Origin of the sequence: Pseudomonas sp. LAM2023, assembly GCF_016620375.1 — a bacterium.
Taxonomy (GTDB): Bacteria; Pseudomonadota; Gammaproteobacteria; order Pseudomonadales; family Pseudomonadaceae; genus Aquipseudomonas; species Aquipseudomonas anuradhapurensis.
This window is the reverse complement of the sequence record NZ_JAENHV010000036.1, coordinates 140027-153692: the sequence shown is the minus strand read 5'-3', so window position 1 is coordinate 153692 and position 13666 is coordinate 140027. Positions and strand designations below refer to the sequence as shown.

Here is a 13666-nt window from a genome sequence, read left to right as displayed (position 1 = left end):
TTTGTGAAAAAGACGCCAACAAATCCGTTAGCCGGCGCCTTGAACATTAAAAGAAGTTCATGAAAGCGCGGTTCAGCCTGGCAGGCGCAGCTTGGCGTAAGGTTCCCGATCGATGTCCAGCACTTCCACGCACAGCTGGATATCCACCCCTGGCCGCCCGGGGAGGGCTTCGCGCAGTACCTCGAGCAGGCTGCTGGACAACAGCGCCTTCACTTCCGGCGAACGCCCGCTGAGGATGGCCAGGCGTACATGGACAAAGGCCCGCTCGCCCGGCGAGGTACCTACCCGGAAGTGCCGGAAGGCTTCGGCACGGCTCTTGATGTCCGCCTCATCGGCGAACTGGCCACTGCCGACCAGGGCGTGGTTCAGGCGCAGCAACAGCACATCGACATTGAGCTCGCGCAGGTTGTCGCTGTATTCCAGGTTGAGGTGAGGCATGGCGCAGGTTCCGGGTCACGGGGAGATGCGACAGCCTACCCCAGTCCCCTACCTGCGCAAAGCCGACTATCCTCAAAGGTCAGGACCATTCGCCAACCCCGACAGAGGTGAAGAAATGCCAGTTCCGCATGATCTGCTCGCTGACCTGCACGTTACCGCCGATGCATTCCAGGCGCTCATGGACAAGGACCAGACGCTGCATTCGCTGCACAAGGAATACAACGCCAAGGACAAGGAGGTGTTGGCCGCCGAAGGCAACGGTACCAACGACGAGGCCGTCAACCGCTTGCGCAAGGAGCGGCTGCTGATCAAGGACAAGATCGAACGGATCATTCATCCGCCCAAATCCTGACCGGCCTCCACGGGCCCGTGTAGGAGCGGCCTTGTGTCGCGATGGGCTGCGTAGCAGCCCCAAATTTACCGCGAAGGCATAAGTTTTGGGGCTGCTGCGCAGCCCATCGCGACACAAGGCCGCTCCTACACTCTGTTCATCACACGCCAGCAACCAGCGCGTTCAACGCACCATCCAGGTCCTCGACCAGGTCGCGGTAATCCTCGATGCCCACCGACAACCGCAGCAGGTTCTCGCTGATGCCCATCACGCTCTTCTGCTCCGGGCTCAGCGAGCAGTGCGACATGCTCCAGGAGTGGTTGATCATGCTTTCCACCCCGCCCAGCGAGTCGGCCAACACGAAGATCTGCAGCGCCTCCACCAGGCGGTTGAGCGCAGCCCGGTCGCCCTTGACCTTCATCGCCACCACTGCCCCGCCACTGCGCATCTGCCGCTTGCACAGCTCATGCTGCGGGTGGCTTTCCAGCCCTGGGTAATACACCTGTTCGACCTGCGCGTGGCCTTCAAGGAAGCGCGCCACCTGCAGGGCATTGGCGCACTGGCGTTCCATGCGCACATCCAGCGTCTTCAGCCCACGCAGGGCCAGGTAGCAGTCGAACGGCCCCTGCACGCCGCCAATGGCCATGCTGATACGGCGCAGGCGCGCCAGCAGTGCATCATTGGCGGCTACCACCACGCCACCGGTCAGGTCGGAATGGCCGCCGATGTACTTGCTGGCCGAGTGCATGACCAGGTCCACGCCCAGGGTGATTGGGCGTTGGTTCCATGGCGAACAGAAGGTGTTGTCGATGCAGGTGAGGATGCCCCGCGCCTTGGCCAGGTCGCACACGGCCTTGATGTCGACCAGGTGCAGCAACGGGTTGGTCGGCGATTCGATCCAGATCAGCTGGGTTTCCGGCCGGATGGCAGCGGCCACGGCCTCGAGGTCGTTGAGGTCGACGTAGGTGGTGGTCAGGCCCGAGCTGCGGCTACGGTAGTCTTCGAGGATACGGAAGGTGCCGCCATACACGCCGTTCATCACCACCACATGGGCATCCTTGGGCAGCAACTCCAGCACCGTGGCAGTGGCGTTAACACCCGAGGCACAGGCCACCGCGCCTACACCTTCTTCAAGGGCGGCGACACAGGTTTCGTAGGCATGCCGGGTGGGGTTGCCCACCCGGCTGTAGGAATATTCTGGCTTGTCATCCAGGCTGCGTTTGGTGAACGAGCTGGCGGTGACGATCGCCGGGAAAATGGCATTGTCAGCGACGCTGAACTGCTCGCCGGCATGAATGGTACGGGTGGCGAAGTTACGCGGCTTGTCGGACATGGTCAGGCCCATTGGCAGAGTGAAAGTTGCCACTATCGCACAACCCAAATCGTCTGGCCTTGGGGTAATCTGTGAAAAATTTCCCTGCACGGCCCGCACGCGACATGGACAGCTTCGACCAGCACATTCTCACCCTGCTTCAGCACGACGCCGCAATCTCGCTCAAGGACCTGGCCGAGGCCGTCAATCTGTCCACCACCCCCTGCTGGAAGCGGGTCAAGCGCCTGGAAGAAGAAGGCTACATTGTTGGCCGCGTGGCCTTGCTCGACCCGCAACGGCTGGGGCTCGGGCTGACGGTGTTCGTCCAGCTCAAGACCCAGCGCCACGACAGCGCCTGGCTGGAGCAGTTTGCCGCAACCGTGACCGGGTTCGAGGAAGTGATGGAGTGCTATCGCATGTCGGGGGACTGGGACTACATGCTGCGGGTGGTGGTGGGCGATATTGCAGCGTACGACCGCTTCTATAAAAAGCTCATCACCCGCACCGAGGGGCTTTCCAACATCACCTCCAGTTTTGCCATGGAACAGATGAAGTACACCACGGCGTACCCGGTATCTCGCTAACTGGATGGGGCTGCTGTGCAGCCCTTTCGCGACGCAAGGCCGCTCCTACAGGGATCGCACCGTCCTGCAGGCGCGTGCAAACGAGCCAATCAGCTTGCAGTGTTGAGCGCTGCGATCCGGTTCCCGGCCTGGGCCTTCTCGACCTTGATCGCGACGAACTTCGAGGTTGGCGTATAAGTGCCCTCGCCATAGCTGTCCAGCGGCACCAGCGGATTGGTTTCCGGGTAATAGGCCGCCGCCTGCCCTTGCGGCACGTCGTAAGCCACCAGGCGGAAGCCCGACACGCGCCGCTCCACGCCATCCTCCCACAGCGACACCAGGTCCACATGCTCGCCCGGCTCGAAGCCCATCCGGCGGATGTCGACCTCGTTGACGAATACCACTTCACGCAGGCCGAACACCCCGCGATAACGGTCGTCCAGGCCATACAGGGTGGTGTTGTACTGGTCGTGCGAACGCAGGGTCTGCAGGATCAGGTCGGGCTTGTCACCGCGCGCCAGCACCTTGGCATTCACCAGTTGCTCCGGCAACGACTGCGGGCTGAAGCGCGCCTTGCCGGTGGCCGTGCGCCATTTGCGCTCGGCGGCATGGTTGCCCAGGTGGAAGCCACCCGGGTGCTGCAGACGCTGGTTGAAATCGCTGAAGCCGGGGATCACATCGGCGATCATGCTGCGGATACGACCGTAATCGGCAACCGCGTATTCCCAGTCGATCGGCCGCTTGCCCAGGGTCGCCTGGGCCATGCCGGCGATGATCCACGGCTCCGAACGCAGGTGTGGCGAACGCGGGCGCAGTTGGCCGTGGGAAAGGTGCACCATGCTGAACGTGTCCTCCACGGTCACGCCTTGCGGCCCGCTGGCCTGCAGGTCGATTTCGGTACGCCCCAGGCAGGGCAGGATCAGCGCGTCGCGGCCAGTGACCAGGTGCGAGCGGTTGAGCTTGGTGGAAATCTGTACGGTCAGCGCGCAATTGCGCAGCGCCGCATGGGTGCGCGGCGTGTCCGGCGTGGCCTGGGCAAAGTTGCCGCCCAGGCCGATGAACACCTTGGCCCGTCCTTCTTCCATGGCCTTGATCGCCAACACCGCGTTGTGCCCATGGGCGCGCGGCACGCGGAAGCGGAAGCGCTTTTCCAGAGCGTCGAGCAGCGCCGGCCTGGGTTTTTCATCGATGCCCATGGTGCGGTCGCCCTGCACGTTGCTGTGGCCACGCACCGGCGACAGGCCGGCACCGGGTTTGCCAACGTTGCCGCGCAGCAGTTGCAGGTTGACGATTTCCTGTACCGTCGCCACCGAGTGGCGGTGCTGGGTCACGCCCATGGCCCAGCACATGATCACCCGCTCGGCCTTGCGATACATGCGCGCAGCCAGCTCGATCTCGGCCTGGGTCAGCCCCGATTGCTCGACGATGTGCGCCCACGGCGTAGCGTCCAGGGTGGCCAGGTAGGCGTCGATGCCACTGGTATGCTCGGCAATGAAGGCATGGTCGAACACCGCCGGTTCGCCGTTGGCCTGGGCTTCGCGCTCCCATTGCAGCAAGTACTTGGCCATGCCGCGCAACACCGCCATGTCGCCGCCCAGGGCCGGGCGGAAGTAGGCGGTATTGGTCGGTTCGGAGCCATTGCTGAGCATCTCGAACGGGTGTTGCGGGTGCTGGAAGCGCTCCAGGCCGCGCTCTTTCAGCGGGTTGAAGCAGACCACCTGGGCCCCACGCTTGACCGCTTCACGCAACGGTTCGAGCATGCGCGGGTGGTTGGTACCGGGGTTCTGGCCGATGACGAAGATCGCATCGGCCAGTTCCAGGTCGTGGAACACCACCGTGCCCTTGCCCACGCCAAGGGTTTCCGCCATGCCCACGCCACTGGCTTCGTGGCACATGTTCGAGCAGTCGGGGAAGTTGTTGGTGCCGTAGGCACGCACGAACAGCTGGTAGAGGAACGCCGCCTCGTTGCTGGCCCGCCCCGAGGTATAGAACTCGGCCTGGTCGGGCGAGTCGAGCGCGCGCAAGTGTTGGGCGACCAGGGCGAACGCCTCTTCCCAGCTGGTTTCAACGTAGTGGTCGGTGGCCGCGTCGTAGCGCATCGGGTGGGTCAGCCGGCCTTGGTATTCCAGCCAGTAGTCGCTCTGCGCGGCCAGCGCGCTGACGCTGTACCTGGCGAAGAACGCCGGGTCCACCGAGCGGCCGGTGGCCTCCCAGTTGACCGCCTTGGCGCCGTTTTCGCAGAACTTGACCATGTCGTTTTCCGGCGACTCGCCCCAGGCACAACCGGGGCAGTCGAAGCCGCCGTTCTGGTTGGTCTTGAGCATGGCGCGCAGGTTCTTGAAGGCATTGTCACTGCCCAGCCAGCTTTTGGTCACGCTCTTGAGCGCCCCCCAGCCGGCGGCGGCGCCCTTGTAGTCGCGGATATGTCGGTCCTGGCTCATGCGCTGAATCCTCACGCTTCGATGCTTTTTTTCAGCCTATGGAGCGCGGGGTAGAGCCGTCCAATCGAAAGATCTTACGGCGTGATAAGCGCTTTCGATCATGCGCCGGGGGTGATGATAGAAGCAGTCGATCAAATGGTCGGGCAAAGCAATTTGACGGCCTTGCCCCCAGGTTATAGCTTGGAGTGCAGTCCCAACCCATTCGAGCGCGAACGTGGAACAGAACAGCCGGGCCCTGATCGACGGCTTCAACCGGAAAATCGACTACCTGCGGATGTCGGTCACCGATCGCTGCGACTTCCGCTGTGTGTACTGCATGGCCGAAGACATGCAGTTTCTGCCACGCCAGCAAATCCTCAGCCTCGAAGAGCTGTTCGCGGTGGCCGAGCGCTTCGTCGCCCTCGGCACCCGCAAGATCCGCCTGACCGGTGGCGAACCGCTGGTGCGCCAGGGCATCGTCGACCTGTGCGGGCGCATCGCCGCCCTGCCCGGTTTGCGCGAGTTGTGCCTGACCAGCAATGGCTCGCAACTCGGGCGCCTGGCCCAGCCGCTGTTCGACGCTGGCGTGACCCGCCTGAACATCAGCCTCGACAGCCTGGATGCCGAGCGCTTCAGGCAGCTGACCCGTACCGGTGACCTGCACCAGGTGATCGCCGGCATCGACGCTGCGCGCCACGCCGGTTTCCAGCGCACCAAGCTCAACTGCGTGGTGCTCAAGGGCCGCAACGACCACGAACTGGTCGACCTGGTGCGCTTTGCCATCGACCGCGAGCTGGACATCACTTTCATCGAGGAGATGCCGCTGGGCGTGATCGACGAGCATGAGCGCGGCGAGTCGTTCTGCTCCAGCGACGAGGTGCGCGCGCGCCTGGCCGAGCACTTCACCCTGGTCGAATCGACCGAATCGTCGCAAGGCCCGGCGCGCTATTGGCGCCTGGCCGAAGCCGGCAACACCCGCATCGGTTTCATCTCGCCGCACAGCCACAACTTCTGCGCCACCTGCAACCGCGTGCGCCTCACCGTCGAGGGCCGCCTGCTGCTGTGCCTGGGCAACGAACATTCGGTGGACCTCAAGCAGGTGCTGCGCGCCCACCCGGGCAACGCCGAACGCCTGGAACAAGCCATTCGCGATTCGCTGCACCTCAAACCCTACCGCCATCACTTCGAAGTCGGTGGCGACGTGCAGATCCTGCGCTTCATGAACATGACCGGCGGCTAGGCCGCCGTCTCTGGATTGCCATGATCGTCCACCCCACTCCTGATGTGCTGCGCGTGCTGTTCACCCTCAAGGGCTCGATCGTCAAGCGCATTGCCCTGCGCTGCCTGATGATCACCTTGCTGGCCGCGCTGATCGTGCTGGTCGAGCGGCATTTCCCGGCGTTTTTCTACCCGGTCAGCGCCACCCCGTTCACCCTGCTCGGCCTGTCGCTGTCGATTTTCATGAGTTTTCGCAACAACGCCTGCTACGACCGTTGGTGGGAAGGGCGCAAGGCCTGGGGCAAGCTGATCATCGAAACCCGCTCGTTCGTGCGCGAGAGCCAGGTCATCGCCGACCCGGCCCTGCGCGTCGAGCTGTTGCGCAACCTGTGCGGCTTTGCCCATGCGCTGAATGCGCACCTGCGCAACGAGGACGAACTGGCGGCTGCCCGGCCCTGGCTGGCCCGGCCCGAAGCGCTCGGCAGCCACAATGTGTGCGACGCCATCCTGCGCGAAGTGGGCGAGCACTGCTCGCGGCTGGCGGAACAACAGCACATCAGTGACTGGCGCTACAGCCTGCTGGAACAGCGCCTGGTGGGCCTGACCGAGGTGCAGGCCACCTGCGAGCGGATCAAGGGCACGCCGTTGCCGTTCCCCTACACGCTGCTGCTGCACCGCACCATCTATATCTTCTGCCTGCTGCTGCCGTTTGCCCTGGCCGAGCCACTGGGCTGGCTGGCGCCGCTGTTCACCACCATCGTCGGGTACACCTTTTTCGGGCTGGATGCGATTGGCAACGAGCTGGAAGACCCATTCGGGCGCGATGAAAACGACTTGCCGACCGATGCCATGGTGCGCACCGTGGAGCGCGATGTACTGGCCGGATTGGGCGAACGACAGCTGCCGCCGGCGTTGTTGCCGGTGGGGTATGTGTTGAGCTGAAACTGCCATCGCAGGGCCGATGTAGGAGCGGCCTTGCGTCGCGAAAGGGCTGCGCAGCAGCCCCGGCAATCTTTGCATCAATGCGCAGGTACTGGGGCTGCTGCGCAGCCCTTTCGCGACGCAAGGCCGCTCCTACACGCGTCAGCCAGCCGTGAGTGAATCAGCCCCGGCTGGCGCAGGCCTCGATCGGCAGCAGGTGCTTGACAAAGTTGCACGGCCGGTGCCGCGCATCCAGCTGTTCCGCCAGGATCCCTTCCCAGGCCGTCCGGCAGGCCCCGGTGGAGCCTGGCAGGCAACACACCAGGGTGCGGTTGGCCAGCCCTGCGAACGCGCGGCTCTGCACGGTCGAGGTGCCGATATCCAGGATCGACAAGGCCCGGAACAACTCGCCAAACCCGTCGATGCGCTTGTCCAGCAGGCACTCGACCGCCTCCGGCGTGCTGTCGCGCCCGGTAAAACCGGTACCACCGGTGACCAGCACCACCTGCACCTGGTCGTCGGCAATCCAGGTAGCCACCTGGGCGCGGATCTTGTACAGGTCGTCCTTGAGCAGCGCCCGTGCCACCAGACGGTGGCCGACCTCCACCGAACGGCTGGCCAGCAGCTCGCCGGAGGTGTCGTTGTCAAAGGTTCGGGTGTCGCTGACAGTCAGCACGGCGATGTTGAGCGGTACGAAGACCGCGTCGGCTTGGACGCGCACGGCGAAGCTCCTTCAGTGGCATTGCAGCCACGCTAGAGGCATGGCCCGGGGGCGTCCAATCGATATGGCGTACCGGCTGATCAATGACATCTATCGCAAACGTGGGTTAAGGTCTGCACAACCCGATACCAGGCACTTCCATGGACATCAAGCAGCTCAAGTTCCTCATCGCCCTCGACCAGACCCGCCACTTCGGCCAGGCCGCGGCGCTGTGCCATATTACCCAGCCAACGCTGTCCATGCGCCTGCGCAACCTGGAGGACGAACTGGACCTGGTACTGGTCAAGCGCGGCCAGCGTTTCGAAGGCTTTACCGAAGCCGGCGAGCGCATCCTGGCCTGGGCCCGCACCCTGCTCGCCGCCCACGACGGCCTGCAGGCCGAGGCCGCCAGCTGCCGTGGCCAGGTGGTCGGCAGCCTACGCCTGGGCACGGTGCCGCTGGCCAGCTTCAACCCCATGCACCTGCTGCTGCCGCTGCGTGAGAAATACCCCGAGCTGCACTTCCAGCTCAGCTCGCTGAGTTCGGAGCAGGTCATCGACGGGCTCAGCCGCAACCAGCTCGACCTGGGCATCTGCTACCTGGACCAGGTCAACACCAGCTTCTTCGAAGTGATCGAACTGGGCACCACCACCATGGGCCTGTTGCACGATACCCGGCACTTCCAGTTCGCCAGCGACACCCTGCGCTGGGACGAGCTCGGTGGCATTCCGCTGGGCCTGTTGAGCAAGGGCATGCACTACCGCCAGTCGCTGGACCTGAGCTTCCGCAGCCGCGGCCTGGAGCCGAATGCGGTGCTGGAAAGCGACTCCAGCTTCCAGCTGATCCAGGCCATCAACACCGGCATGTGCTGCGCGATCATGCCGCTGGACTGCGGCCTGGAAGACCTCAGCGAGCACCTGCGCATCCTGCCGGTGGCCGACGCCGCCATCCACAGCCCGGTAGGCCTGCTGCTGCGCCGCAGCGAGCCACGTTCGGCGATTGCCGAGCAGTGCTTTGCCGAGGCGCGGGCGTTGTTCGCTACCTGTTAATCGCTCAACAGCGAATTGTCCTACTGCACCCTAGGACTTTTCGCTAGCGACAGGCCGCTCCCGCCGCTTTTATCCTCCTTCACTCACCAGGCAGTGCGACAACGCGCAGCCATTTCTCATCCCATTTGTCCAAGGATCTGACATGACGACACCTTCAGCCGCTTCCACGCCATTGGTATGGAGTGCCGAAAACTTGGCCCCGCTAGGCGGCCTCGGCCTGTTGGTGATGGTGCTCTTGCTGGTGTCGTTTATCCACAGCAGGGCCGGGTCGCTGTACTTTCTGCGCGACCTGATCTGGCGCAGTTTCGGTGGAAAAACAGAGTTCGACGACCTCTCAGAACTGAACGAGATGCGTAAGGAGCTGCGTGAAATCGAATTTTTCAGATACGAGTTCAACATTCCTGCAAACAACTTGCGCGATGCAAGGCTCGCTCATCGCTGGATCGTGGACAATGGCTTTGCCCCAAGCGATATAGGCCGCAACCGCAAATATATGGATTGGAGCAATTTTGCTGCACCCACATTTGCAGTCAATCGATTCAGCCGATGGAAATTGGGGCTGACATTTGTCGCAATGCTTGGGCTCATTGGCACCTTTATGCCATTTTCGTTTTTCGGCGATTCCAAGTATTTGCTGGTGCATTTGAAAGACGCCCCCGACACGCCCTCGTTCTACCTCTCTACGGACAACATCAAGTTTGAAATGTGGCCAGACAAGGTCCTGACGCCGGAGCAATGCCGCTCAAACCAAACCCTGAAACCCTTCACAAAAGGCTTTCCTGAAAAGGACTTGGACACCGTTTGCTCATTTTTTATGGACCCCAACTACGAATCACACGTGGTGAATGGGCTCAAGGCGCAGCGTTCATTACTGGCAGGCATCGCGTTCGGCAGCATGGTGGGGTTGGTACTGCTGCTATTGAAACTTGCCCGTATGCATAGGGCACGATCGCTGTACCAGCAGTGGCAAAAACGCGCTCAATGCGGACTGCAGGCAACGCCATCGGCCACTACGTCGTCGCCTGCCGATACTGCCGCGGCGTAAAACCGGTCAGCTGCTTGAACTGGCGGCTGAAGGCGCTGTGGTCGGTATAGCCGCAGCGCATGGCCACTTCGGTGATCGGCAGGTCCGAGTGCAGCAGGCGATGGGCATGTTCGAGGCGCGCCTTGTGAATCATCTGCCGTGGCGTGAGGTGGAATACCCGCTTGCAGTAGCGCTCCAGCTGGGCCACGGAAATACCAGCTATCCGGGTCAGCTCGCGCATGCTGATCGGTTGGTGGAAATGCTGGCGGATGTGCTCGTCCACCGCCGCCAGGCGCTGGTAGGCCGGGTGGGTGTCGGCGGCTGACTGCAGGTCGACCGAGATGCCGACCAGGCCGATGATCTCCCCTGCCAGGTTGTACAGCGGGCGCTTGTGGGTCAGGCACCAGCCGGGCTCGCGGCTGCCATACAGGTGCAGTTCCAGCTGGTCTTCCAGCACCAGGCCTTCCTTGAGCACACGTCGATCCTGCTCGGTATAACCGGGGCCCAGCTGTGCCGGGAACACCTCGGCACTGGTCTTGCCCAGCAACGGTTGCAGGCGCTTGAGGCCGCAGCGCCGGACCAGGGTGTCGTTGGCCAGCACGTAGCGGGCAGCCGGGTCCTTGATGAAGATCGCCGCGTTGGGAATGGCATCGAGGATCGGTAGCAGCAAGGCCACACCGGCGAGCAGGGCCTCGAGGCTGGCGGGGCGGTGCTGGTCGAAGGACTGATACAGGGTTGCCAGGGGGGTGTCGCTCATCTGCTCTGTCTCGGTTTGCTGTGCCGGCCTCTTCGCGGGTAAACCCGCTCCCACAAGGGGCTTCACAGATCTTGAAGGCGGTGGGGTCCCTGTGGGAGCGGGTTAACCCGCGAAAGGGCCGGCACCGCCACTGCAGTTCTCAAGCCCTTGCCCTGTATGGCTTACAGCCTATCCAGCCGCCTTTCCCCAAGCCACTGCTTTTTTCCAACTGTGCCGATTTCGTCATCCACCCTGCAGAAAACCATCAAGAACCGCCGCCTTGATCGGTCCACTCTATGCCCCACGCAAGCCGCATCACGTGACATCAGAACTGCCTATCCAATAACCAACAAAAAGGCGCCCCCATGTCAGGCAAATTCAAGAAACAGTTGTCATTGCTGGACCTCACCTTCATCGGCCTAGGTGCCATCTTCGGCTCCGGCTGGCTGTTCGCCGCCAGCCACGTTTCGGCCATCGCCGGCCCGGCCGGTATCCTGTCCTGGTTCCTCGGCGGCTTTGCCGTGCTCTTGCTGGGCATCGTCTATTGCGAGCTGGGCGCCGCCCTGCCCCGCGCCGGTGGCGTGGTGCGCTACCCGGTGTACTCGCATGGCCCGCTGCTGGGCTACCTGATGGGCTTCATCACCCTGATCGCCTTTTCCAGCCTGATCGCCATCGAAGTGGTCGCCTCGCGCCAGTACGCCGCCGCCTGGTTCCCCGGGCTGACCAAGGCCGGCTCCAGCGACCCGACCGTGCTCGGCTGGCTGGTGCAGTTCGCCCTGCTGGGGCTGTTCTTCTTCCTCAACTACCGCAGCGTGAAAACCTTCGCCAAGGCCAACAACCTGGTCAGCGTGTTCAAGTTCATCGTGCCGCTGCTGGTGATCGGCGTGCTGTTCACCTTCTTCAAGCCGGAAAACTTCGAGGTCCAGGGCTTTGCGCCGTTCGGCCTGTCCGGGGTGGAAATGGCGGTCTCGGCCGGTGGCATCATCTTCGCCTACCTGGGCCTGACGCCCATCATTTCGGTCGCCAGCGAGGTGAAGAACCCACAGCGCACCGTCCCGATCGCGCTGATCCTCTCGGTGCTGCTGTCGACCGCCATCTATGCCCTGCTGCAACTGGCCTTCCTCGGCAGCGTGCCAACCGAAATGCTGGCCAACGGCTGGGCCAGCGTGGCCAAGGAACTGGCCCTGCCCTACCGTGACATCGCCCTGGCCCTGGGTGTCGGCTGGCTGGCCTACCTGGTGGTGGCCGACGCGGTGATCTCGCCCAGCGGCTGCGGCAACATCTATATGAACGCCACCCCACGCGTGGTCTATGGCTGGGCGCAGACCGGCACCTTCTTCAAGTACTTCACCCGTATCGATGCCGAGTCGGGCATCCCGCGCCCGGCGTTGTGGCTGACCTTTGCCCTGTCGGTGTTCTGGACCCTGCCGTTCCCGTCCTGGGAAGCGCTGATCAACGTGGTTTCCGCGGCCCTGGTACTGAGCTACGCCGTGGCCCCGGTCACCGTCGCCGCCCTGCGCCGCAATGCCCCTGACATGCCGCGCCCGTTCCGGGTCAAGGGCATGGGCGTGCTCGGCCCACTGTCGTTCATCATCGCCGCGCTGATCGTGTACTGGTCCGGCTGGAACACCGTGTCGTGGCTGCTGGCGCTGCAGATCGTGATGTTCGTGCTGTATCTGCTGTGCGGTCGCTTCGTGCCGACCCAGCACCTGTCGCTGGCCCAACAGGTGCGCTCGTCGGCGTGGCTGATCGGCTTCTATGCAGTGACCATCCTGCTGTCCTGGCTGGGCAGCTTCGGCGGCCTGGGGGTACTCGGCCACCCGTTCGACACCGTGGCCGTGGCCGCCTGCGCCCTGGGCGTCTACTACTGGGGCGCAGCCACCGGTGTACCGGCCCACCAGGTGCGCCTGGAAGGCGAGGATGAAAGCGAAGTTGGTGTTGAAACCTACAGCAGCCGTCCCGCTGTCGCTTCCTGAATCTCTAGCCAATGGACAAGCCCATGAAACACATCCACGTCATCGACTCGCATACCGGCGGCGAACCGACCCGCCTGGTGATGAAAGGCTTCCCGACACTGCACGGGCGCAGCATTGCCGAGCAACGCGACGAACTGCGCGAACTGCATGACCAATGGCGCCGCGCCTGCCTGCTGGAACCCCGCGGCAATGATGTGCTGGTCGGCGCGCTGTACTGCCCGCCGACCTCGGCCGACGCCACCTGCGGGGTGATCTTCTTCAACAACGCCGGCTACCTGAACATGTGCGGCCACGGCACCATCGGCCTGGTCGCCTCGCTGCAGCACCTGGGCCTGATTGCCCCGGGCGAACACAAGATCGACACCCCGGTCGGCCAGGTCATTGCAACCCTGCATGAGGACGGCGCCGTCACCGTCGGCAACGTGCCCTCCTACCGCTATCGCCAGCAGGTGGCGGTGGACGTGCCCGGGCACGGCGTGGTGCACGGCGACATCGCCTGGGGTGGCAACTGGTTCTTCCTGGTTTCCGAACACGGCCAGCGCATCGATCTGGACAACCGCGAGGCGCTGACCGACTACACCTGGGCCATACTCAAGGCCCTCGAAGCCCAGGGCATCACCGGCGAGCACGGGGCGCCGATCGACCATGTCGAGCTGTTTGCCGACGACGCCACTGCCGACAGCCGCAACTTCGTGATGTGCCCCGGCAAGGCCTACGACCGCTCGCCGTGCGGCACCGGCACCAGCGCCAAGCTGGCCTGCCTGGCCGCCGACGGCAAGCTCGCTGAAGGCCAGACCTGGGTGCAGGCCAGCATTACCGGCAGCCAGTTCCACGGCCGCTACCAGCGCGACGGCGAACGCATTCGCCCGTTCATCACCGGCCGCGCCTACATGACCGCCGACAGCACCCTGCTGATCGACGAACAAGACCCGTTCGCCTGGGGCATCTGAGCCCCGGTTTTTTCCCAGACTGAATACC

At 63.6% G+C, this 13666-nt stretch carries 13 protein-coding genes; 8 read left to right on the top strand and 5 right to left on the bottom strand.

Annotated elements, in window-relative coordinates; genetic code table 11:
• Window positions 1–72: 72 nt before the first annotated feature.
• Entirely contained in the window at window positions 73–438 is a 366-nt protein-coding gene (locus JKP78_RS20540) for a 5-carboxymethyl-2-hydroxymuconate Delta-isomerase (protein WP_186687871.1), read from the bottom strand.
• Between the two features lie 115 nt (window positions 439–553).
• Here JKP78_RS20540 and JKP78_RS20535 point away from each other — a divergent pair, with 115 nt between their 5' ends.
• A complete protein-coding gene (locus JKP78_RS20535; RefSeq protein WP_170031457.1) occupies window positions 554–790 on the top strand; it encodes a YdcH family protein in 237 nt (78 codons plus the stop codon).
• A gap of 139 nt (window positions 791–929) precedes the next feature.
• Here JKP78_RS20535 and JKP78_RS20530 read toward each other — a convergent pair whose 3' ends face one another.
• A complete protein-coding gene (locus tag JKP78_RS20530) occupies window positions 930–2114 on the bottom strand; it encodes a trans-sulfuration enzyme family protein (RefSeq protein ID WP_186688135.1) in 1185 nt (394 codons plus the stop codon).
• Window positions 2115–2206: 92 nt separating this feature from the next.
• Between JKP78_RS20530 and JKP78_RS20525 the strand changes: the two genes are divergently transcribed.
• Window positions 2207–2665 carry an Lrp/AsnC family transcriptional regulator gene (locus JKP78_RS20525; protein ID WP_186688134.1) on the top strand — a complete coding sequence of 153 codons (459 nt, stop codon included), beginning with the start codon at window positions 2207–2209 and terminating at the stop codon, window positions 2663–2665.
• Window positions 2666–2754: 89 nt separating this feature from the next.
• Here JKP78_RS20525 and JKP78_RS20520 read toward each other — a convergent pair whose 3' ends face one another.
• The gene (locus JKP78_RS20520) at window positions 2755–5085 is read right to left on the bottom strand and encodes an FdhF/YdeP family oxidoreductase (protein ID WP_186687874.1); all 2331 of its coding nucleotides are present in this window, start codon (window positions 5083–5085) and stop codon (window positions 2755–2757) included.
• Window positions 5086–5299: 214 nt separating this feature from the next.
• On the opposite strand from JKP78_RS20520, the gene moaA reads away from it, so the two are divergent.
• Together moaA and JKP78_RS20510 are read left to right on the top strand one after the other, a co-directional pair.
• A complete protein-coding gene (gene moaA, locus JKP78_RS20515; protein WP_186687877.1) occupies window positions 5300–6304 on the top strand; it encodes a GTP 3',8-cyclase MoaA in 1005 nt (334 codons plus the stop codon).
• 20 nt (window positions 6305–6324) lie between these two features.
• Window positions 6325–7224, top strand: coding sequence for a bestrophin family protein (locus JKP78_RS20510; RefSeq protein ID WP_186687880.1), 900 nt, complete (start codon window positions 6325–6327; stop codon window positions 7222–7224).
• A gap of 160 nt (window positions 7225–7384) precedes the next feature.
• Here the strand turns inward: JKP78_RS20510 and moaB are convergent, their stop codons facing one another.
• On the bottom strand, window positions 7385–7924 hold the full coding sequence (gene moaB, locus JKP78_RS20505) for a molybdenum cofactor biosynthesis protein B (RefSeq protein WP_170031469.1): 540 nt from the start codon (window positions 7922–7924) through the stop codon (window positions 7385–7387).
• A 140-nt stretch (window positions 7925–8064) separates the two neighbouring features.
• On the opposite strand from moaB, the gene JKP78_RS20500 reads away from it, so the two are divergent.
• Both JKP78_RS20500 and JKP78_RS20495 read left to right on the top strand, forming a co-directional pair.
• Window positions 8065–8952 (top strand): LysR family transcriptional regulator, encoded by an 888-nt coding sequence (locus JKP78_RS20500; protein ID WP_186687882.1) that lies wholly within the window; start codon window positions 8065–8067, stop codon window positions 8950–8952.
• A gap of 142 nt (window positions 8953–9094) precedes the next feature.
• On the top strand, window positions 9095–9997 hold the full coding sequence (locus tag JKP78_RS20495) for a DUF6216 family protein (protein ID WP_186687883.1): 903 nt from the start codon (window positions 9095–9097) through the stop codon (window positions 9995–9997).
• Here JKP78_RS20495 and JKP78_RS20490 read toward each other — a convergent pair.
• Window positions 9963–10733: an AraC family transcriptional regulator gene (locus JKP78_RS20490; protein WP_186687884.1), complete on the bottom strand. Its 771-nt coding sequence runs from the start codon at window positions 10731–10733 to the stop codon at window positions 9963–9965. The genes JKP78_RS20495 and JKP78_RS20490 overlap by 35 nt on opposite strands.
• 344 nt (window positions 10734–11077) lie before the next feature.
• Here JKP78_RS20490 and JKP78_RS20485 point away from each other — a divergent pair, with 344 nt between their 5' ends.
• Both JKP78_RS20485 and JKP78_RS20480 read left to right on the top strand, forming a co-directional pair.
• Window positions 11078–12688, top strand: coding sequence for an APC family permease (locus JKP78_RS20485; protein WP_200627434.1), 1611 nt, complete (start codon window positions 11078–11080; stop codon window positions 12686–12688).
• Between the two features lie 23 nt (window positions 12689–12711).
• Window positions 12712–13638 carry a 4-hydroxyproline epimerase gene (locus JKP78_RS20480; protein ID WP_200627432.1) on the top strand — a complete coding sequence of 309 codons (927 nt, stop codon included), beginning with the start codon at window positions 12712–12714 and terminating at the stop codon, window positions 13636–13638.
• Window positions 13639–13666: the final 28 nt, after the last annotated feature.